The organism is Aquimarina sp. AWH4_224, assembly GCF_056160245.1.
This window is the reverse complement of the sequence record NZ_JBSWWU010000014.1, coordinates 84,604-102,605: the sequence shown is the minus strand read 5'-3', so window position 1 is coordinate 102,605 and position 18,002 is coordinate 84,604. Positions and strand designations below refer to the sequence as shown.

At 33.5% G+C, this 18,002-nt stretch carries 24 protein-coding genes and 3 tRNA genes; 6 read left to right on the top strand and 21 right to left on the bottom strand.

From position 1 onward, the window contains the following. The 14 genes from ACXAGJ_RS22040 to ACXAGJ_RS21975 form a co-directional block, all read right to left on the bottom strand. The coding region (locus ACXAGJ_RS22040; RefSeq protein ID WP_474842987.1) for a hypothetical protein at nt 1-294 on the bottom strand (294 nt) is incomplete at its 3' end. A 146-nt stretch (nt 295-440) separates the two neighbouring features. Further along, entirely contained in the window at nt 441-983 is a 543-nt protein-coding gene (gene mog / locus ACXAGJ_RS22035; protein ID WP_474842986.1) for a molybdopterin adenylyltransferase, read from the bottom strand. 141 nt (nt 984-1,124) lie between these two features. Then, nucleotides 1,125-1,331, bottom strand: a complete 207-nt coding sequence (locus ACXAGJ_RS22030; protein WP_073312430.1) for a helix-turn-helix domain-containing protein — start codon at nt 1,329-1,331, stop codon at nt 1,125-1,127. Nucleotides 1,332-1,333: 2 nt separating this feature from the next. Further along, the gene (locus ACXAGJ_RS22025) at nt 1,334-1,879 is read right to left on the bottom strand and encodes a DUF2975 domain-containing protein (protein ID WP_474842984.1); all 546 of its coding nucleotides are present in this window, start codon (nt 1,877-1,879) and stop codon (nt 1,334-1,336) included. Nucleotides 1,880-2,115: 236 nt separating this feature from the next. Beyond that, nucleotides 2,116-2,289 (bottom strand): hypothetical protein, encoded by a 174-nt coding sequence (locus ACXAGJ_RS22020; RefSeq protein WP_474842982.1) that lies wholly within the window; start codon nt 2,287-2,289, stop codon nt 2,116-2,118. 25 nt (nt 2,290-2,314) lie between these two features. After that, the gene (locus tag ACXAGJ_RS22015) at nt 2,315-3,274 is read right to left on the bottom strand and encodes a hypothetical protein (protein WP_474842980.1); all 960 of its coding nucleotides are present in this window, start codon (nt 3,272-3,274) and stop codon (nt 2,315-2,317) included. 84 nt (nt 3,275-3,358) lie between these two features. Next, nucleotides 3,359-4,069: an SIMPL domain-containing protein gene (locus ACXAGJ_RS22010; protein ID WP_474842978.1), complete on the bottom strand. Its 711-nt coding sequence runs from the start codon at nt 4,067-4,069 to the stop codon at nt 3,359-3,361. Nucleotides 4,070-4,190: 121 nt separating this feature from the next. Continuing rightward, on the bottom strand, nt 4,191-4,565 hold the full coding sequence (locus ACXAGJ_RS22005; protein ID WP_474842977.1) for a hypothetical protein: 375 nt from the start codon (nt 4,563-4,565) through the stop codon (nt 4,191-4,193). A 4-nt stretch (nt 4,566-4,569) separates the two neighbouring features. After that, complete coding sequence (locus ACXAGJ_RS22000; RefSeq protein WP_474842975.1) at nt 4,570-4,962, bottom strand: hypothetical protein; 393 nt, start codon at nt 4,960-4,962, stop codon at nt 4,570-4,572. Nucleotides 4,963-5,056: 94 nt separating this feature from the next. Continuing rightward, the gene (locus tag ACXAGJ_RS21995; protein ID WP_474842973.1) at nt 5,057-5,623 is read right to left on the bottom strand and encodes a hypothetical protein; all 567 of its coding nucleotides are present in this window, start codon (nt 5,621-5,623) and stop codon (nt 5,057-5,059) included. 301 nt (nt 5,624-5,924) lie between these two features. Beyond that, nucleotides 5,925-6,338, bottom strand: coding sequence for a hypothetical protein (locus ACXAGJ_RS21990; RefSeq protein ID WP_474842971.1), 414 nt, complete (start codon nt 6,336-6,338; stop codon nt 5,925-5,927). A 194-nt stretch (nt 6,339-6,532) separates the two neighbouring features. Further along, nucleotides 6,533-7,309 carry a hypothetical protein gene (locus ACXAGJ_RS21985; protein WP_474842969.1) on the bottom strand — a complete coding sequence of 259 codons (777 nt, stop codon included), beginning with the start codon at nt 7,307-7,309 and terminating at the stop codon, nt 6,533-6,535. 249 nt (nt 7,310-7,558) lie between these two features. After that, the gene (locus tag ACXAGJ_RS21980; RefSeq protein ID WP_474842967.1) at nt 7,559-8,050 is read right to left on the bottom strand and encodes a hypothetical protein; all 492 of its coding nucleotides are present in this window, start codon (nt 8,048-8,050) and stop codon (nt 7,559-7,561) included. Nucleotides 8,051-8,234: 184 nt separating this feature from the next. Continuing rightward, nucleotides 8,235-8,308, bottom strand: a tRNA-Arg gene (locus ACXAGJ_RS21975). A 422-nt stretch (nt 8,309-8,730) separates the two neighbouring features. Here ACXAGJ_RS21975 and ACXAGJ_RS21970 point away from each other — a divergent pair. After that, nucleotides 8,731-9,603: a sterol desaturase family protein gene (locus tag ACXAGJ_RS21970; protein WP_474842965.1), complete on the top strand. Its 873-nt coding sequence runs from the start codon at nt 8,731-8,733 to the stop codon at nt 9,601-9,603. Nucleotides 9,604-9,609: 6 nt separating this feature from the next. Here ACXAGJ_RS21970 and ACXAGJ_RS21965 read toward each other — a convergent pair whose 3' ends face one another. Continuing rightward, complete coding sequence (locus ACXAGJ_RS21965; RefSeq protein WP_474842964.1) at nt 9,610-9,753, bottom strand: hypothetical protein; 144 nt, start codon at nt 9,751-9,753, stop codon at nt 9,610-9,612. Between ACXAGJ_RS21965 and ACXAGJ_RS21960 the strand changes: the two genes are divergently transcribed. After that, nucleotides 9,743-9,883, top strand: coding sequence for a hypothetical protein (locus ACXAGJ_RS21960; protein WP_474842962.1), 141 nt, complete (start codon nt 9,743-9,745; stop codon nt 9,881-9,883). The two genes, ACXAGJ_RS21965 and ACXAGJ_RS21960, sit on opposite strands and share 11 nt — an antisense overlap. Before the next feature lie 86 nt (nt 9,884-9,969). Here the strand turns inward: ACXAGJ_RS21960 and ACXAGJ_RS21955 are convergent. Continuing rightward, nucleotides 9,970-10,044, bottom strand: a tRNA-Pro gene (locus ACXAGJ_RS21955). Nucleotides 10,045-10,051: 7 nt separating this feature from the next. Then, nucleotides 10,052-10,135: transfer RNA gene (locus ACXAGJ_RS21950), tRNA-Ser, on the bottom strand. Nucleotides 10,136-10,396: 261 nt separating this feature from the next. Here ACXAGJ_RS21950 and ACXAGJ_RS21945 point away from each other — a divergent pair. The 3 genes from ACXAGJ_RS21945 (at nt 10,397) to ACXAGJ_RS21935 (ending at nt 13,703) form a co-directional block, all read left to right on the top strand. Continuing rightward, a complete protein-coding gene (locus ACXAGJ_RS21945) occupies nt 10,397-11,992 on the top strand; it encodes a hypothetical protein (protein ID WP_474842960.1) in 1,596 nt (531 codons plus the stop codon). A gap of 119 nt (nt 11,993-12,111) precedes the next feature. Next, nucleotides 12,112-13,122: a hypothetical protein gene (locus tag ACXAGJ_RS21940; RefSeq protein WP_474842958.1), complete on the top strand. Its 1,011-nt coding sequence runs from the start codon at nt 12,112-12,114 to the stop codon at nt 13,120-13,122. A 104-nt stretch (nt 13,123-13,226) separates the two neighbouring features. Next, nucleotides 13,227-13,703: a hypothetical protein gene (locus tag ACXAGJ_RS21935; RefSeq protein ID WP_474842956.1), complete on the top strand. Its 477-nt coding sequence runs from the start codon at nt 13,227-13,229 to the stop codon at nt 13,701-13,703. On the opposite strand, the gene ACXAGJ_RS21930 is transcribed toward ACXAGJ_RS21935, so the two are convergent. Genes ACXAGJ_RS21930 through ACXAGJ_RS21915 form a run of 4 tightly spaced genes read right to left on the bottom strand, consistent with a single transcriptional unit; the run spans nt 13,704 to nt 17,242 of the window. Beyond that, nucleotides 13,704-14,891, bottom strand: a complete 1,188-nt coding sequence (locus tag ACXAGJ_RS21930) for a THUMP-like domain-containing protein (RefSeq protein WP_474842955.1) — start codon at nt 14,889-14,891, stop codon at nt 13,704-13,706. 37 nt (nt 14,892-14,928) lie between these two features. Further along, entirely contained in the window at nt 14,929-16,017 is a 1,089-nt protein-coding gene (locus ACXAGJ_RS21925; protein ID WP_474842953.1) for an AI-2E family transporter, read from the bottom strand. 49 nt (nt 16,018-16,066) lie between these two features. Continuing rightward, the gene (locus ACXAGJ_RS21920; RefSeq protein ID WP_474842951.1) at nt 16,067-16,597 is read right to left on the bottom strand and encodes a TrmH family RNA methyltransferase; all 531 of its coding nucleotides are present in this window, start codon (nt 16,595-16,597) and stop codon (nt 16,067-16,069) included. After that, a complete protein-coding gene (locus ACXAGJ_RS21915) occupies nt 16,598-17,242 on the bottom strand; it encodes a DUF4159 domain-containing protein (protein ID WP_474842949.1) in 645 nt (214 codons plus the stop codon). Between the two features lie 43 nt (nt 17,243-17,285). On the opposite strand from ACXAGJ_RS21915, the gene ACXAGJ_RS21910 reads away from it, so the two are divergent. After that, nucleotides 17,286-18,002 carry a DUF1223 domain-containing protein gene (locus ACXAGJ_RS21910; RefSeq protein ID WP_474842947.1) on the top strand — a complete coding sequence of 239 codons (717 nt, stop codon included), beginning with the start codon at nt 17,286-17,288 and terminating at the stop codon, nt 18,000-18,002.

Sequence of the window (18,002 nt, the reverse complement as noted above, 5' to 3'; positions counted from 1 at the left end):
ACCGGCCCTTGCCCAGGTACTTACCTGATTGTAATTTGAGGATGTAGAAAGTAAGTATACAGAGTTACCCGGTAGTCCGTTACCAATAGAAGTTCCTCTTCTGGCCAAATTTCCTTCACTACTATTACTTACTTCAATAAAAGTAGTTCCGTTATGATTTTTTTCAACATCCAAAATTGCACTGGGACTAGTAGTGCCAATCCCCACATTTCCAGTCGTTCCAATTTGATTTTGTTGTGCGTTTAGCCCTATGTTAATTGATAGTAATGTCCCGAATACAAGTAGTTTGTTCATGATTTTCTTAGTTATGTGATATAACTAAGTGTCCTGTACGTTATAAATGTTACTACGATTTAAGGAGGTTTATGATAATCGCTTCAAATTAGGAGCATAAGCAAATTGATTTTCGAATGTCCTTAAAAATCTAACTAGCGGTAGATTTATTTTTTCTTAGGCCTAAAAGGTTGTATAACAGTTTCATCACATTCCAGAAAAGGCCCATCCATAAGATCTATACAGTAGGGGACCGCGGGAAAAACGGCATCCAAACATTCTCGTATCGATTTGGGCTTTCCGGGTAGATTGATGATTAAACTTCCTCCTCTAAGGCCTGCCGTTTGTCGAGATAGAATTGCAGTAGGAACATATTTTAAAGATTCGGCTCTCATTAGTTCACCAAATCCCGGCATCATGCGATCACACACAGCTTCGGTAGCTTCTGGTGTAACGTCCCTTTTAGCGGGACCTGTACCTCCTGTGGTCACCACCAGACAACAATTTTGCTGATCAACCATATCAATGATGGTTTGTTCAATTACTTCTTGCTCATCGGGAATGACCTCATATACTTCAGTCCAATCCGAATTCAGGTATTCATTAAGGGTGTGTATGATAGCTTTTCCGCTTAGATCTTCGTACACACCTGCACTAGCTCTATCACTTACTGTTATAATTCCTATTTTGATCTCTTTGTTTACTTGCATTCAGAATAATCTTTTTTATCGTTGGTTTAAGCCTGATGAGGCGTATTTGTTTTTGCTTTTTTAAATAGTGCTATAGTGCTTTCAAAATGAGTACTAAAGTAGCGAAATTACAATGATTTCAATGTTACTTATTGAGTGGGTTTAGTCTTCTACATATTCTAAAATATCCCCAGGTTGGCAATCTAATGCTTTACAAATAGCCTCTAGGGTTGTAAATCGAATTGCTTTGGCCTTACCCGTTTTTAATATAGAAAGATTTGCAGGGGTGATTCCCAGTATTTTTACCAGTTCTTTTGATTGCATTTTTCGTTTTGCAAGCATCACATCTAGGTTAACTATTATCGCCATAATTATATAGTTAATTCGTTTTCTTCTTGTAGTGAAATTCCTTTTTTAAATACATCAGCCAAAAAGAACATAAAATACCCCAAAATTAGAAACACTAATAGTTCTGTTGATAAAAGATCCATTACCCGACTTGAAGTTTTTGCCCAGGCTAGAAACGCGATATCAATAAGTAATGTACCAAATGCAAAAGCGAGAAATGATTTTCCGGATTTTTTAAATGCTGAGCCCACTTCTTGTTGAAAAATTTTTCTTTCTGCCAATAGTTTTGTGGTGTTATTAAGTTGATAGAGCCCCAAGATGATAAACCCAAAAACCAGAATATAGGCGATAGCAAAAATAAGATATGCTGTTATCGAAATCTGTACGTCACTGTTGGCGATATTGACTTTAGAGAAAAAAGGCTCTTCGGGTAAGCTCCATTTTTTTATCAATTGAAAAGTCCATTGCAAATCATCGATTAGTTTACCAATAACGAAAATAATTCCGATAATGTATATGGTGTTAAAAGCCTGAATTCCTGTATCCGTTTTTTTTGATGTACTACCCATTATAAATAATATTTTGTTATTGCTAATCTATAAAAAATTATTGAAAAACAATAATTAAATATTTAAAAATGATAAAAACTTAGTTTTGGAAGTTGATTTTCAGATAGTTGTTTTTTTTGATGGAGAAGATAAAAGAACTTTATAAGCACTTTTATAAAACGAAGATTAAACGAGAAGGTAGGAACGATGAATAGCACCAAGTTCCAGAACATTTAAATCGGGATTGTTGGATAGAATTAGTCTGATTTTTTACATCGAAGTAAAATGAATATGGTTCCGCCAAGGATCATTATATAATAAGATGGGGAAATAGGTATTCCACTAGTATATTGATCCCAAATGCTGAATACTCCAAGAAAGATGATAAAACCAGCAATTATTTGTGACCAACCAATTGATTTTCTTTTCATAAATTTCTTTTGAGTTGTGCTTTTTTTATTCGGAAAGCATAGCATCTAATTCTTCGAGATCTACATCAGGCTTATTATAAAAAAGAATTACTTGTTTGTCCCAGCTTTCAGAAAAATTGTAAGATCCTTTACTTTTTGTATAAGTAACTGATATTGGTCTATCATCATATGCTTTAACTAGTAACTTATTAACTTTATCTATAGGTATTTTATTACTCTTATCCGACATAGCTTGCTTGATATTCATTTGTTTTTGAAGGTTGGGTTTGTCTTCAATTTCTCTTAGTGTTGCCAAAACAAGTATTTCTGGTTTTACTTCTTCGTCGATAAATGCCTTAAGTCTGCAATGACCATCAAGTATGATATAAGCATCTAATGAATTGACAAACCAAGCCAGAATAGGAGGGCACTTATCTTGTTTTACAAGCTTTCGATACCACTTAACCCTTCCATTGTTTTCATTTGGTTTCTTTTTTAAAGCTAAAAGCTCTCCAATTCCTCCTGTTCCTCCCCAGTCAATCCAGTATGGGTTTTGATAGTTAAAAGTGTTTTCAGGTTTAAGTATTTTCCATTCAGGAATAGATTTGGTGTATTGAATATCTGAATTTGCAATACTAAGTCTCCACTTTTCTTTAAAAAGTAGACTATTGTTACTCTGTTCTAAATTTAGAGCAAAATATTTACTCCACTGGCTAAACTTTTCAGAGACATTATTAATTTTTTTTGATTCAATTTCATTTGAGTTGATAGGAGGGATTATCATTTTGTTTGTCTCCCAATCATTCTCATTTCTTAAAAACCAAGCTCCATACCATTCAGATTCTACTTTCCCCCAAAATAGGACATCCTGTGAATTCTCAAGTCTAAATTTTTTGTTCATTCCTGACTTAAGAAGTATTTGAGGTTTATCTGTAGAATTTACTTGAAACTCTAAATAAGCCCAGTTACCTTTGTCATCATATTTATCTTTCCAATAGAGTTCCATATTTATTAAGCACAACGTTCCTTGTATGCTGCTTTTGCCTGCCGAAGGGAGCATAGGCAATATGCAAATTGTTGTGTGTTGTTTTTATTCTAGTTTAAAATATACCGTAACAAATGCGTCAACCCTTATGTTATCAAATTCGACTTCCAAATCCTCTCTTAATTCATATTCCGCTTTTCGTACTGAATTTAAACCTCTAATATTCAAACCAGCTACTCGACCTTGAAGAAGACCTGTAATGTTGGTCTCCAAGTCGGATACAAAAATTGCTTTTCCTAAGTTTTGATTTAGAGCTTTTGCCATTTGTTCAGCTTGTTTTTTTGCTTTTAAAACAGCTTTTGATTTGAGTTCAATTTTCAGTTCCTCTAACTTAGTGTATTCCGTTTTTAAGAGATTTACATTTGATATCTTTTGCGACTCTAAGTCTCTAAGTACCTTTCCTGCTAGTTTTGCATCATTTATTTCCAATTCATAACTCTTAGTCTTATAAACATCAGTCTTTTTTAAGAAAAAATCTCTAAAATTACTTGAAAGAGTTACAAGTCTTAGCTGGGTTTTCGTATCTATATTATTAGATTTTAAGACTGTTTCTAGTCGTTTTTCCAATTCCTCTACTGAAATTTTACCTTTTGAATTACTTTCTTTTAGCAAGATGGACAGTGTTATCTTATCCGGGGTAACCTCAGTAGTATAAGTGGCTTTGGTTTGAATTTGTGGAATTTTAGAAAAGTCTATTTCTTGTGAAAGTCCAAAAATTGGTGTAAAAACTAGTATTAAAATTATATATCTGATCATTTGGTGAATTTTAATTCCTCAAAACTAATTTGATTTTGTTAATCATAATAATCGTATTGAGTAAACTATGTTTCTGGTTGAGTAAATAAGCTTTTTCAATAATACACGCAACGTTATGTTGTCATTTTATTTTTAATTCCGCACCTATTTCAGGTTTTATTTTCTGTTTTTTCTTCTCAGGTTTAATCAAGTAGGAATATATTCCATTTTTTCTTTTGTTCAATTCTTTTTCAACTGCAATTTCTCGGTCTTTTAGATTTTTAAAAACACTATCCACATGCATTGATTCCGTTTCACAGTCAAAGTATTTCTCGGATCTGTCCAATATTAATATTCCATGATGCACTCTTTTCTTAACTATCCAAGTTTCGTTTGTTATAGGATCAAATATTTGAGTGTTTGGTGCGATTCCATTTTCGGAATGTTGTAACTCTGTTAAAAGTCCAATTCCGGTGATATTAAAACACTCAATGATTTTTATGAAACCTTGTTCCATTGATTTACAAATAAATTTTCACTTCTAAATCTTGTTCTATTGACTCTTTGAAGAAAGATTTTAAATTATCTATATCATTATTTATGTCTTTTAAAGTATAATCATCGGTCGTCCAAAACTTTAAAATCTTTTCCGAGTCAACTTTTGGAGAAAACTCTTCTTTGTTCAGTATTCTGCGGACTCTTTCAATTTCGTTTCTCAGTTCAGATATTTTATCTTGTTTATACGATTGTAATTCGTCTGTCCATTTGTCCAAATTAAGGTCTAAATTCAAGAGTATTGGGAACTCATCTTTTATGTTTTTAGGTAAATGTCTAGAACAATAAATTAGAAAATTAGGAGCCATCTCAGAAACAACTTCCTCTTTTTTATTTAAAGCTCTCATCCATCTTCCCATAATTTTGGTTTTAATGACGCACAACGTTCTTTGTATGTTGCTTTAGCCTGCCGAAGGTGGCATATACAATATACAAATTGTTGTGTATAGTTTTTTAATAGGCAAATCGATCAAAAATCCCAATCAATTTCCATTTTTCATTCAAGTTTTGATATAGGCTGGAGTAGCCTCCATTATTACCGAATTTAAAACTAATAACACTGTATTTATTATCGTCAGAAAAAACAGGTCGAGATATTGATAATGGCCAACCTCTCCATTTACTTGGATTATTATTATACTGTCTGATTTTTCTTTTTAGCTCTCTTTCCTGTTCTTTAGATTTCGGTTTAATAGATTCCAGAGCAGCATTTATACTAATTTTCTGATTCTTTTTTATCAGATAAACCTCATTTAGTTCGTCCACTTTCCATTCTGTCAAGTTTTGAGTAGTACTTTTTGAAATTAGTTCAATTAAGATTATCGAGTCATTCAAAATCCGCTTACTTTCATTTAACTCATAGAGATAATTATAGATATTCCATTTGTCCGTTTTTAAATTAGGTTTGTAAACTTCTTTGTTAATAATCTTTGTTTTATCAACTAAAGCTAAATCCAATAAATCTTGAGAAGACAGATTATAACTGAAAAGTATTATAAACAAGTATAGTATTTTTTTCATTATTTGGTCGGTTTATATACAAAACTATGTTAGTCAGCTTATTCATAAAACTTAAAATGAGTAAACCTACCTTTTCAGAAGATTAACTATCCGAATAGTTTAGTTATTAGACGTGATAATTATACACAACGTTTAATATATGTGTCGCAGCAGGGCAAAATGTTACTTTGCTTTTGCATTTCTCCGCGCAGTGATTGTTAACTTTTACCTTTTGCTAGCATTGTACCGGACCAAAAATACAACAACCGTTCGATTGATCACTTTGCTGCTATGATCACATATATGTTGTTATGTGATCGTTTTATTTTTCCGCAATTAATTGGATCCGTTCACAATTTAATCGAAACATTTTTCCATTCTCAAAAAGGTAAATTATATCGTCATCCTTATTCGGCTTTTTATGTTCCATAAATCCGTCATTCACTTCACGCATTGATTTAGGAAAGAATGAAATTGTACTTAGAGTATTTTCATCTTCTGGGAATTCAGAATTATCTCCTTCCGCCGAACTTTTGAAAGAAATATTTTTATGAACAAAAGTTAGCCGTTCAAATTCATTTTCGTTAATCCACTCACAATCCGATTTAATGAACTCAATAATCACATCGTTTTTTGATCCCGAAATTCCCTTGAATTCAAAGTTGTTATGCAAGTCAATGTGGACTCCGTTTAATCGGACGGCATAATTTTCTTCAATTTCAAAGTTCGTATTCATATAGTTTATTTAATGGCGCACAACGTTTAATATTTGTGTCGTAGCAAGGCAAAATATTATCGTGCCATTGACATTTTCTGTGCCGATTTTATAATTTCCTTGCCATAAAATCTTCGCAACTCTGCAAATACAAACGAACCTATCAATTAATCACTTAGCTGCTATGATCACATATATCATGTAATGCACACGATTTAATTCCACCATTTTTCAAGTTCAATGTTTTTGGCTTTTTCATCACCATAAAGCCAAGCTTTTCGATAATTCTCCCAACCTTTTTCAAGATACTTTTTACTTGGTGAGAATTCACCAGCTCCTACATCAAAATCTCGATTTACTTTTGGGATTCGGTAGTCAGCCCAATTACAGATTTTTTCTTTTCCTGTTTTGTAACTTTTCCAAATTCCAATAAATGCGTTGTTGGAATATCCGTCTGCTATTGATTGAATTTTGTCATATTCCATTTGATCGTCAGAGTTCAAATACCATTTGGAGTATAGTTTACCTTTAAAAAGTCCACTATGTTTTTGACCTTTATTTTCTTTGAATTCATAATCTGCAATGAGAATTCCTTGTGATTTAATTCCTTTGTTTTGGTATTGGTTATCAACTCCGAAATGTAGTTTTTCAACTTCTTTTATTTCCCTTAAAGTGATTATCCCCTCAAAATCGCATATTGTTCCTTTGACTAAGGATTTACCTGAAACTATATAATTATTTGAATTGTTAGAATCTTTTTTAACAGAAGTCAGTTTTATTCTTATCCTCTGATGATCAGTTCCAATAATACCTAAAACATTATAATTTTTAGTTTGAGTCCATAAACGGTCAAAATCAAATTGATTATAATTTGATAGAGCATTTTCAGATTTGAGTTTATCCTCAAGTAGAAAGTCCATTAAAAACTTTTCGTTCGATTGAGCGAAAGAAATATTGGTTATGATTAATAATGTCCAAAATAATTTCTTCATCTTTTTTCTTTGTGCATAACGTATGTATATAGTTACTAAAGGTAACTATATTTCTTATATATGATATTGTAATTGTTTGTAACTAATTGTAAGTGTTTGCAAACCCATAAGTGTTACCCTAAGAACTCAAAAAATGTTACTGAAAGTATAGTCGAAAAAACGAAAGCCCCACTTCACAAAACTTTAGAATTATCTAGAATTAAAAAAGCCCTCAAATTTTGAGGGCTTTTAGATTGTTATTTCTATGATCTAATCATATAAATAGCTTCTATCTCCAAAAGTTATTCTATATGCACGAAATAATTGTCCTTTATGGGCCATAGATAATTCTATCTTGCCCTTATCATTATCCCAAACAATTAGTTTAGGTTCCTCATCAAAAGTACATTCTTTCATTGTAGCTTCCGTACGCTTTACTTGGAATCCATCTTCGAATATACTTTCGGAGACCACTTTCACCTTATCAGTTTTATAAAGTGCTTTGGGTTCACCATATTTCTTAGTTAATAATATATAAGTATCACGATCCAAATTACCAAGAACTGGAATACTAATTGTTTTAATAATATTTTGTTTGTCGGTACCCAAGGAAATACCATCGATTTTAATGCCTAAAAATTCAAAGTTCCCCGAAAGAGAATATAAATTAGCTTTGGGTAATGATTCACTGGCTTCTAATTTAGCATTAGGTAATACACTAATGTTCTGCCCAATGGCATCGAATGGAATTGGGTTCGTCATATTTAGAGTTATAAAAAAAGTAATTTAATCATTTATATTTTTTGGCTTCCCCATATTAAGGACAAGAGGGTTTGTGCTAGTATATGTAAGTATCAATCAAAACGTTACCTGTATTTTTCAAGTTTTTTAAAACGGTAATTGCTTGACACCAAACAAAAAAGCCACTCAAACGAGTGGCTTTTTGTGATCGCGACAGGATTCGAACCTGTGACCGTCTGCTTAGAAGGCAGATGCTCTATCCAGCTGAGCTACGCGACCATTATTTTGTATATGTAGTAGTAGGACTAAACCTACTTATATTGCTTAATGATTGGTTGTCGATTTCAGCGACGCAAATATACAACAGATCACCATTTCTGCAAGGATTATACAGGATTTTTTTAGTACATTTTTTTTGACCTTTTTCTTTCTTGATGTTTTTATGAAACAATCATACTTCAATTATTTTGTTTTCAATTATTTATCTGGTAAAAACGTAGCCTTATATTTTTTTGTACAAATGACTTTGTGACCAATGTTACAAAAATAGTCCTTGGTAAATCGTACTTTTAATAAAGAATTAGATCCAATTTGATGAATCGGGGAGACTATTTTACAAAAATTAAGCATAAAATGTAAAGCAACCTAGTTGAATACGATCTAAAGAGTATGTTTTTAAAAGTGCGAAAAGAACTATGATTATGGAAAAATACAGCAGCGTATTTATCGAGGCTTTTATGAATAATATACAATGGACCTGGAAATCTATTTTGTTCGAGGTGCCTTGGTATCTCAATTACTTTTGGGGACTTACCTTAATCTCTTTATTGGTTTGGGGATTAGAGATTGCTTTTCCGTGGCGTAAACATCAATCGATTTTTAGAAAAGATTTTTGGTTGGACGCAGTGTATATGTATTTCAATTTTTTTCTCTTCGCTATTGCCATTAGTGGATTTTATGGGATACTAGGAGTGGGGTTTGAACATGTGGGGATTTCTGCAAAAAGCTTTACGTTATTAGATATTTCGACGTTCCCGATGTGGCTCCAGCTTTTAATATTCTTTATTCTGTTGGATTTTGTACAGTGGTTTACCCATGTGTTATTGCATAAATTTCCATTCTTATGGAGGTTTCATAAAATACATCATTCGGTAAAAGAGATGGGTTTTGCTGCGCATTTGCGTTATCATTGGATGGAAAACATACTGTATAAACCCTTAAAAACGCTGGGAGTAATGCTAATCGGTGGTTTCGAACCCGAGCAGGCCTTTATTGTGCATTTTATAGCCATAGCAATCGGTCATTTTAATCATGCTAATATCAAAATCACCTGGGGTCCCTTGAAATATATTTTGAACAATCCTGTAATGCATTTGTATCACCATGCTTATGAATTACCCAAAGGAGCGTTTGGAGTAAATTTTGGAATTAGCCTTAGTATCTGGGATTACCTCTTTAAAACAAACTATATTCCTGAAGATAGTGGTACAGTAACTATTGGATTCCCTGGGGATGAAAAAATCCCTAAGAGCTTTTTTAAGCAAATCATACACGGTTTTGTAAAGGAGAAATAAGAACTGCTACGGCACGTCCTTGTTATTCTCCTTAAAAATAGCGTTTCGCACATCATTAAGATAACTTCTTCCGATAGGATAACGAATATCTGCTATCTCTATGCTATTGCCTTCAACCGCATCTATTTTTTCAATCGATATGGTAAACATAGCAGAGCATGCCTTAGAGATCGTTGCTGCTGGTTCAATTACTGACGAGAATGTAGACGCACTTCAACAATACATCAATTCTGGTTTTTATCATGGTAGAAGGATAGTTGGGAATCTAAAAGGCGAATAAAGTAATTACATGACGATCTAATAGCATTTAACCTATTAAAACAGGAAAACCCTTTGTTTTATAATCAAAACAAAGGGTTTTTCTTGTCGGGGTGGCAGGATTCGAACCTGCGACCTCCTGCTCCCAAAGCAGGCGCGATAACCGGGCTACGCTACACCCCGAAAAATGCGGAGAGACGGGGACTCGAACCCCGGCAACACTTTCGCGTTGACAGATTAGCAATCTGCTGCATTACCACTCTGCCACCTCTCCTGATAAGTCTTTTTAAGAACTCTGCATTTGTATTTCCAAATGCGGATGCAAATGTAACTTTTATGTCCCTACAATGCAACATTTTTTTTGCATTATTTTCGTTTTAATGAGTAGGTCTTTTTAAAAAGTTGAAAATCAGTTTTTTCTTAAGAGTAAAAATGGTCTGCATTTTGTATCATGTGATCAAAAAAAGCTTTTTTTATATTTGTAAACGATAGACCTATTTTAGCTATGATACGCCTAACAAAAAATACTACCCATATGAATTTTAAATACATTCTGGTTTTTGCTTTATTGACCAGCAGTTTTGCATTTGCCCAAAAACCAGTTCTTCTCAAAGATTTTACGTTTAAGTCAGGAGAGAAATACAAACGTATAAAAAGTATCAATACCTATAATATAGCTGTTGGAGATCGACTGGTTTCTATAAAAAAGGGACGGAAGAACATGACGATCCAGCGTTTTTCTTTAAAAGACCTTAAAGAAGATCTTAAGAAAAGACAGGTAGTCGAGGATAAAGGAGATTTTCAAACGGTAATGCAGCTCAATGACAAAGCAGTAGTTTTTTATACCAAAGGAAACAGAGCTTACGGTCAGAAAGTGTCTCCTACGGGTATCGTGGTAGAAAAACCGATACAATTAATAAATGATAAAGAAGGTATAGCCAGAGATTTTGGTTTTAAAAGTACCTATGGATACGATGCAGGAGGAAGAATTAATCAATTTGTTTTTAAAGCTTCTCCAGATAAAAAAAAGTTATTAGTGCTCTTCCGAATTAAAACTCCGGATAATAAACCAGATAAAGTTGGTGTTACGGTCTTTAGCGATGGACTTAATTTATTATGGAGGCGCAAAGTAACCATGCCTCATCCTTCAGAAATTATGCAGGGAGAAGATTTTGCAATCGATAACTATGGTAATTTTTATATGACTGCTTCTTATTTTAGTGAAGTAAATGATGATAAGGATAAACTTACTATGGCATACAAAACCGAGGTTTATCGCATCAATGAAAATAGTGGGCCAATAGTAGAGCAAGAGTTGAAAATTCCAGGATATTCTATCACCGATGGAGTGATCGAATTTGATCCCCAGGGTAATGCAAAGGTTACTGGATTTTATGCGGATAACACGGATAAGTCCGTTGTCAAAGGAGTGTTCACTGCCAATCTAGCCGATGATGGAGCAATAGGAGCAATTTCAAAGAGTAACATCTCTGATGAGATACTGCAAAAGTGGGTATTCGAGAGAGAGGCCAGGATAAATGAAGGAACACAAAAGGAAGACGATAAAAAAGATTTAGAGAATCTAAGAGTCAATGATGTTTTTTTTAATACAGATGGTAGCACTACCATTTTTGGAGAACAACGTTATGTAGAGTCGTTTACAACTTCAAGTTCCTCGGGATCGAGAACAACTTATAAATATTACTATCGAGATATCGTTGCGTTTAAATTGTCTTCTGATAACAAACTGTTATGGGTAAATAAACTACCCAAAAATCAATTGGGAACAGTAAGCAAACGAAGTATGTCTTATCTCAATTTTAAAAATGATGGAAAACATTATTTGTTCTATATCGATGACTTTACGAACCTGAAACGTTCTTTTGAAGAAGCTCCTACTCGTTATTTTGATGGTAAAAAAGAATTTATTTATATGACATCATACATTATCGATGATGCTACGGGAGAGGTTTCCAAAGAAGCTATTTTGACCGGAAGTGATATTCGAAATTCCAGATTGGATGTTATAGAATTGACCAAAGCAGCTACTTTACCCAATAAGGATATGATTTTTGAAGCTTTCGACGGAAAGAAGAACAATTTATTGCTTAAAGTATCAATTGCTAAATAGAAGTCCCTTCTAACAGGTATATATTTATTTTCAGAAAAAAGTTCTAAAGCTAGTGGTAATGTTTTGTACTGCTGTGACACTCATGAGTAAAGTACAAATATTAAATAACAACTAGACCGATGAAAAAATACACCATTTTACTTTTATTGATAGTTATTGCTAGCCATTCGTATGGGCAAGTCAATGTAGGGAAAAGTAAGTCTCCTATCAATCTTTATGTTTCAAAACACAAAAAAGATGTGTTTGAAAACATCAAAAAAACCAATACCGTTTTTGTAGTACCTTCATCATTAGACGCAGAAGAATTTAAAACAATGATTTCGACTGTTTGGACATTCAATGAAATCACATTTATTGACGAAAAAACGTATGATGACAATTCAGAAAAATATATATCACCAAGTAATTCAATTATTCGCTTAGTAGATAATGGATATCAAAAACAAAAGACAGGAGGAATTATGGGACCAGGGACCAGAACCGTTGCAGAATATATCGTCTTTAAGTTTATGATGGCGTCTAATTTTGAGAATGTCAAAAAGAACAAAAAAGGAAAATTAAAGTATGATTATTTGAACGTGGCGGAGCTCTTTTTTACTCCAAATATCAAATACAGACAGGACTTTAGCTCAAAAATGAGAATAGGAAGTCTGGATAAGATCAATGAAAAATACGGAGAAGAACCTGGGTTTTACAATTTTGATATGGGGTATATCAAAAACTATTTTCAAGAACTTAATAGAAGGCTTTCTAACTCAGAAAACTTAGTAATCGAAGATGGAATTGAGAAAAAAGAGGAACTAAAAAAATTAAAGGATCAAACCTTGTACGCTCCAAAATGGATTCTGAAAAAATACAATGCGCTTGCAGCTACTTGGGGTAAAACAAGAACAGAAGAAGATATTTTTGGTAAATATGGGCACAAGTATGAAGTGATTGATAATGAGGATTTGAATAAAAAAATTCTTAACGGTGACGATTTCTATTACTTGATGCATACTCAATTTAATCAAAAGAAAATGGTATCGGTAATTCATAGTACCACAGGAGAAATCATTTATTTAAAAGAAGATGGATCCTATAACATAAAAGATTCTGATCTTAAGAGTATTGCAAAACTCATCAAATAATGATTTAAAATTCTAGAAAAGGAAGCTTTTTGCTTCCTTTTTTTCATATTTGTAATATCTTATAAAACCAATCGTTTCTAAGAGAAAGCTTTCAATTTTAAAACATGGTAAAAGTAATATCCCTCGTTTTTTTACTCTTTTTTAATACAGGTGATGCTGTTAGTTTAAATAGCATTCGAGATGCATATAAGGTTTGTAACCAGTCAAAAGAAAATGCTGAAAAGTTTTATGAAATGACTAAAAAGGCTGCCGAGAACGGAGAAGCTATTTATGAGGGGTATCATGGGGCTGCTTTAGCACTTCAAGCTTCTTTTGGGTGGAACCCTTTTTCTAAGATGTCTTATTTTAATAAGGGAAAGAAGCTGATAGATAAAGCGATCCAAAAAGAGCCGGATAATATTGAACTACGAATGATACGATTAAGTATCCAATCCAATACACCAAAAATCTTAGGGTATAACAAAAATATAGAGGAAGATCGAGATTTTATCTCAGCAAATGTCGATAAAATTACAGGGAAGGACCTCAAAGAATACATTGAGGGATATATCTCGCATTCAGAAGTGTTTACTAATCCCTGATTATAAATCTACCTTTTTACACTGTAACACAATTTTTTGATCATTACAATCTGTTGTGAAAAATAGATAGTCTTGCCCACCATCTTTGATTTTAAATTTTTTACGAAGAGTAGATACGCTTTCCTGAAAGTTCCTGGTAGTAATATTTGCCTTATTGATGTTAGCTTTGGCTAAGATCTTTTTTTGATAAGGAAAAGAAGCAATGATTTCGAATCGTCTTCCCGGAAATGTAATAAGTTCATCAGAGGTATATAAATGAGAATTACGATGCAGCTTAGGCATAGAAAGATGATTTGAAACACTTGTAAAACCACCACTTTTCATAATTGCAGCATTAGGTTCGTACAAATATTTTTTTGACTCAGATAAGTTAAGAGGTAGCCGGTTTTCTTTAGAAAATATAAAATCGAATTCTTGCTTTCCTTTTTTCTGCAAATTGATAGTCTTAATCTCTAATTCATCTTCAAAGCCTTTCTCGATGAACCAAAGCAACTCCTTTACTTCATTTTCCACCGCAACAACGTGTATTTCTTTGATGTTTTTTAAAGATTTAATTCCAGAGCTGATATCCAGCAAGGGAGATGTTTTGATTAGAATATTAGTGCTTTTGGAAAGCAAAAAATCAAGATGTTCGGGAACATTGGGTAGACAATCCTCTAGAAAAAATACTTTTCCCTTGCTCTCATGTCTTCTCGAAGGATCGATATAAATCCAATCTACCGTATCAAGACCTTTTAGGATTTCTATACCATCACCACATAATGATTTTACATTATCAGTTTGTAGTATACCAAAGTTGTGAGAGGCGATGGTACTTAATTCTTGATTCATTTCGCAATGAATAACCTCTTTGAATACTTTGGCAAAGAAATAATCATCAATACCAAAACCACCAGTAAGATCAATTAAGTTATGTCCTTGTATTTGCTGACTTTTATAACGAGCAGTTACTTCAGAAGAAGTTTGCTCTAGATTTAAACCAGGAGGGTAGTAGATATTGGGACAAGAAAACCAAGTTGGTAATTTCTGTTTTGCCTTAGAACGCCCAATAATTTGTTGTGCTAATTCTTGTACAGTGACGTTTGGAAACGGACTCCCTGCCAAAATCAGTTTGTTTACATCTATAGGCTGGTCAGAATTTTGGATAATATATTCCTGTATGTCTGTATGTAAAATATGAGTATTCAATAATATCGTTTTGATATGATATTTGCTTCTATAAGATTTAGAGGTCTTTGGTCAGCGTCTTAACGATTTTATACTCAGACAAAAACTCTTTTGCAATTACTTTGATCGCTGTATAGAAAGGAACAGCAACAATTAGTCCTCCGATACCAAATAGCAGTCCAAAAATAAGAATAGCCAAAAATATCTCCAGCGGATGTGATTTTACACTGGTACCAAAAATAAGAGGTTGATTTAAGAAATTATCGATGAGCTGAATGATAAGATATCCTATAAGAATATATGTCAATTTTGGTAAGATCACTGTTGGAAAATCGTATCCAAGGTTACTGGTAGTCGCCAGAAACAAAACAAGCACCCCTCCAAATAAAGGTCCTATATAAGGGATAAGATTTAGAATTGCGGCTATTAAAGCTACTGCGATAGCATTGTTTACTCCAAAAATCAAAAGCAATATGGTGTACAGTATAAATAAAATGCATACTTGCAGTAACAAGCCTACAAAATATCTGGATAAGAGATCTTTGATTTTTGTAAAGGCTCTCATAAATTTATTCTCATCTTCTTTTTTTGCAAAAACCAATAGGCTATTTTCTAATAACTGACTGTCTTTTAGTAGAAAAAAGGAAATAAATAATACAGAGAACAAACCAATCAAAACAGCACCAAATCCACTTAAGAAAGAATTGATCAAATTAGGGACTGCTTTAAGATCAAAAAACTGCATCAAATCTGTTTGCTTAAATAACTCAATAAAGCTTAGTTTTTCTACATTGAAATAGTCACTAATTTCCTGATTGAGTTGATCCAGATCATCTCCAATTTTGTTGATATCGATTTCACCAATGAGCTGTCCTTGTTCTGTAACGATAGGAACGAATAGCATCGAGATCCCGAAAAACACCAAAATGGTTATAAACAGTGTAAACACCACAGCAAGGGTGTTGTTAAATTTCAGTTTTCTCTTTAAAAATGAAACCAAAGGTCTACCCATTAATGAGATTACAGCGGCAAATGCAATATAAATCAGTACTGATCTAATTTGGAATAAAAACCATAACAACCCTAAGACTCCTACAATGGCGCCAACCGCTCTAAGTATACCGTATGAAATTGTTTTTGAGTTCATAATTTAAAAAAGGATCAAAATTCTAAGTTCGTTTGGTTTAAAAATAAGATTATCTATCCAATCTAGCACTAGGGAGGAGTTGATTTGTAATTTCATAGAGTGCAATTCCTGTAGCTACGGCAACATTCATACTACTGTTATTGCCATACATATCGATGTGTACAGTTTGATCTGACAATTTGAGGGCAGCTTCAGAAACACCATAATTTTCTTCTCCAATGATCAGTGCAATCTTTTGATCAGAATTTATATCATAGTCCGAACAAGAAATACTATCTTCAGTAATCTCGAGGGCAACAATCGAATACCCATCGTCTTTTAGGCTTGTAATGACCTCTGTAACTTCTTCTTTATGTTGATGCGCAACATGATGATGCGTTGACCTAGCTGTGCGCAACATACGTTTACTTACTACAGTAATGGCTTCACCGCAAAAGTAGATTTGAGAAATACCAAAACTGTCCGCAATACGAAAAAGACTTCCAATATTGGCAGGAGAATTTACTTGATCACAAATAAGAACTACCGGAAATTTTTTTTGTTCAAATTTAGTGGTATCGTGATGTAATTGATGGGCCATTTAATTTTCGAATGCGTATTTAATAATATTCGCTCCCATTTTTAGTGCTTTCAAACGAACCTCCTCGGGATCATTATGCACTTCTGGATTCTCCCAACCATCTCCCAGGTCACTTTCAAAAGTAAATAGCAATACCAATCTGTTATTATCTATAATACCAAGAGCTTGTGGACGTTTTCCATCGTGTTCATGGATTTTGGGTAGCCCTTGCGGGAAGTTATATTTTGAAGAGAATACAGGATGCGAAACAGGGAGTTCTACCAATTCTTTATCAGGAAATATTTTTACCAATTCCTTTCGGACATATGGTTCCATACCATAGTTATCATCAATGTGCAAAAAACCACCACTCAACAGATAGTTTCTTAGGTTTTCAGCATCTTCTGGTGTAAAAAATACATTACCATGCCCAGTCATATGTAAATAGGGGTACTGAAAAATATCTACGCTCTCTGGTTTTACCGTTTTGGGTTTCCCAGCAATGGTAGTATTAATATTTTGATTGCAAAACCTGATGAGGTTAGGCAACGCAGTGGGATTACTATACCAGTCACCACCTCCTTTGTATTGCAAAACAGCAATTTCCTGGCTGTAGATCGTGAAGGATATCAATAAAATAAGGAGTGAAACCGTAAGCTTTCCCATAAATTTCGTCTAAAATAAAGTCTAAAAATACTAAAATTATAAAATGAAGAAGCACCTTTTAATTTTATTAACGCTCGTTGCGTTTTCGTCTGTATATGCCCAAGATCAGAATTCTGCCATAGTTTTAGAATTGTTTACCTCTCAAGGATGCAGTAGTTGCCCTCCAGCAGATGCCTTGTTGGATGATATTAGGGAGAAGTATGAAAATGATAACGTATATGTGTTATCCTATCACGTAGACTATTGGAACCGTTTAGGTTGGAGAGATCCTTTTAGTACCGAAGCCTATAGCGACTACCAAAGAGATTACGCGGTTAAATTCAGAAGTAGATCGATTTATACACCTCAATTGGTGGTAAATGGAAGCGAACATTTTACCGGATCAAATCAGTACAAAGCGGATGATGCCTTGCGTAGATATGCCAAGGCGCCTACGACAAATAATATTAGTATTAGTGATGTGAACCAAAAGGGAAATACAGTGAGTTTTTCGTACACAACCAAAGGAGATGAATTTTCTACAGTAACATTAGCGTTGGTAGTGGCAGAAAGAATTACTAAAGTCTCACGAGGAGAAAATAGAAATAGAACCCTTAAAAACACCAATATCGTTGCCAATAGAGTAGTCAAAAATGAAGAAACTGGGGAAGTATCTATCGCAATACCAGATTGGGTAGGAGATACTGATCAATTAGCGGTTATCGCTTATACCCAGGATAGTGGATTACGAACTACGGGAGCTGTACGAATAGAAATTTAG

What these genes read in the sequence shown, in the direction of transcription:
- ACXAGJ_RS22000 (WP_474842975.1), bottom strand. Translation starts at nt 4,962, where the DNA reads ATGGGAAGATGGATGAGAGCTTTAAATAAAAAAGAGGAAGTTGTTTCT.
- ACXAGJ_RS22015 (WP_474842980.1), bottom strand. Translation starts at nt 3,274, where the DNA reads ATGGAACTCTATTGGAAAGATAAATATGATGACAAAGGTAACTGGGCT.
- ACXAGJ_RS21980 (WP_474842967.1), bottom strand. Translation starts at nt 8,050, where the DNA reads ATGACGAACCCAATTCCATTCGATGCCATTGGGCAGAACATTAGTGTA.
- ACXAGJ_RS22030 (WP_073312430.1), bottom strand. Translation starts at nt 1,331, where the DNA reads ATGGCGATAATAGTTAACCTAGATGTGATGCTTGCAAAACGAAAAATG.
- mog (WP_474842986.1), bottom strand. Translation starts at nt 983, where the DNA reads ATGCAAGTAAACAAAGAGATCAAAATAGGAATTATAACAGTAAGTGAT.
- ACXAGJ_RS21945 (WP_474842960.1), top strand. Translation starts at nt 10,397, where the DNA reads ATGAATTTTAAATACATTCTGGTTTTTGCTTTATTGACCAGCAGTTTT.
- ACXAGJ_RS21985 (WP_474842969.1), bottom strand. Translation starts at nt 7,309, where the DNA reads ATGAAGAAATTATTTTGGACATTATTAATCATAACCAATATTTCTTTC.
- ACXAGJ_RS22010 (WP_474842978.1), bottom strand. Translation starts at nt 4,069, where the DNA reads ATGATCAGATATATAATTTTAATACTAGTTTTTACACCAATTTTTGGA.
- ACXAGJ_RS21910 (WP_474842947.1), top strand. Translation starts at nt 17,286, where the DNA reads ATGAAGAAGCACCTTTTAATTTTATTAACGCTCGTTGCGTTTTCGTCT.
- ACXAGJ_RS21915 (WP_474842949.1), bottom strand. Translation starts at nt 17,242, where the DNA reads ATGGGAAAGCTTACGGTTTCACTCCTTATTTTATTGATATCCTTCACG.
- ACXAGJ_RS21935 (WP_474842956.1), top strand. Translation starts at nt 13,227, where the DNA reads ATGGTAAAAGTAATATCCCTCGTTTTTTTACTCTTTTTTAATACAGGT.
- ACXAGJ_RS22020 (WP_474842982.1), bottom strand. Translation starts at nt 2,289, where the DNA reads ATGAAAAGAAAATCAATTGGTTGGTCACAAATAATTGCTGGTTTTATC.
- ACXAGJ_RS21940 (WP_474842958.1), top strand. Translation starts at nt 12,112, where the DNA reads ATGAAAAAATACACCATTTTACTTTTATTGATAGTTATTGCTAGCCAT.
- ACXAGJ_RS21970 (WP_474842965.1), top strand. Translation starts at nt 8,731, where the DNA reads ATGGAAAAATACAGCAGCGTATTTATCGAGGCTTTTATGAATAATATA.
- ACXAGJ_RS21995 (WP_474842973.1), bottom strand. Translation starts at nt 5,623, where the DNA reads ATGAAAAAAATACTATACTTGTTTATAATACTTTTCAGTTATAATCTG.
- ACXAGJ_RS22025 (WP_474842984.1), bottom strand. Translation starts at nt 1,879, where the DNA reads ATGGGTAGTACATCAAAAAAAACGGATACAGGAATTCAGGCTTTTAAC.
- ACXAGJ_RS21960 (WP_474842962.1), top strand. Translation starts at nt 9,743, where the DNA reads ATGGTAAACATAGCAGAGCATGCCTTAGAGATCGTTGCTGCTGGTTCA.
- ACXAGJ_RS21920 (WP_474842951.1), bottom strand. Translation starts at nt 16,597, where the DNA reads ATGGCCCATCAATTACATCACGATACCACTAAATTTGAACAAAAAAAA.
- ACXAGJ_RS21965 (WP_474842964.1), bottom strand. Translation starts at nt 9,753, where the DNA reads ATGTTTACCATATCGATTGAAAAAATAGATGCGGTTGAAGGCAATAGC.
- ACXAGJ_RS21990 (WP_474842971.1), bottom strand. Translation starts at nt 6,338, where the DNA reads ATGAATACGAACTTTGAAATTGAAGAAAATTATGCCGTCCGATTAAAC.
- ACXAGJ_RS22005 (WP_474842977.1), bottom strand. Translation starts at nt 4,565, where the DNA reads ATGGAACAAGGTTTCATAAAAATCATTGAGTGTTTTAATATCACCGGA.
- ACXAGJ_RS21925 (WP_474842953.1), bottom strand. Translation starts at nt 16,017, where the DNA reads ATGAACTCAAAAACAATTTCATACGGTATACTTAGAGCGGTTGGCGCC.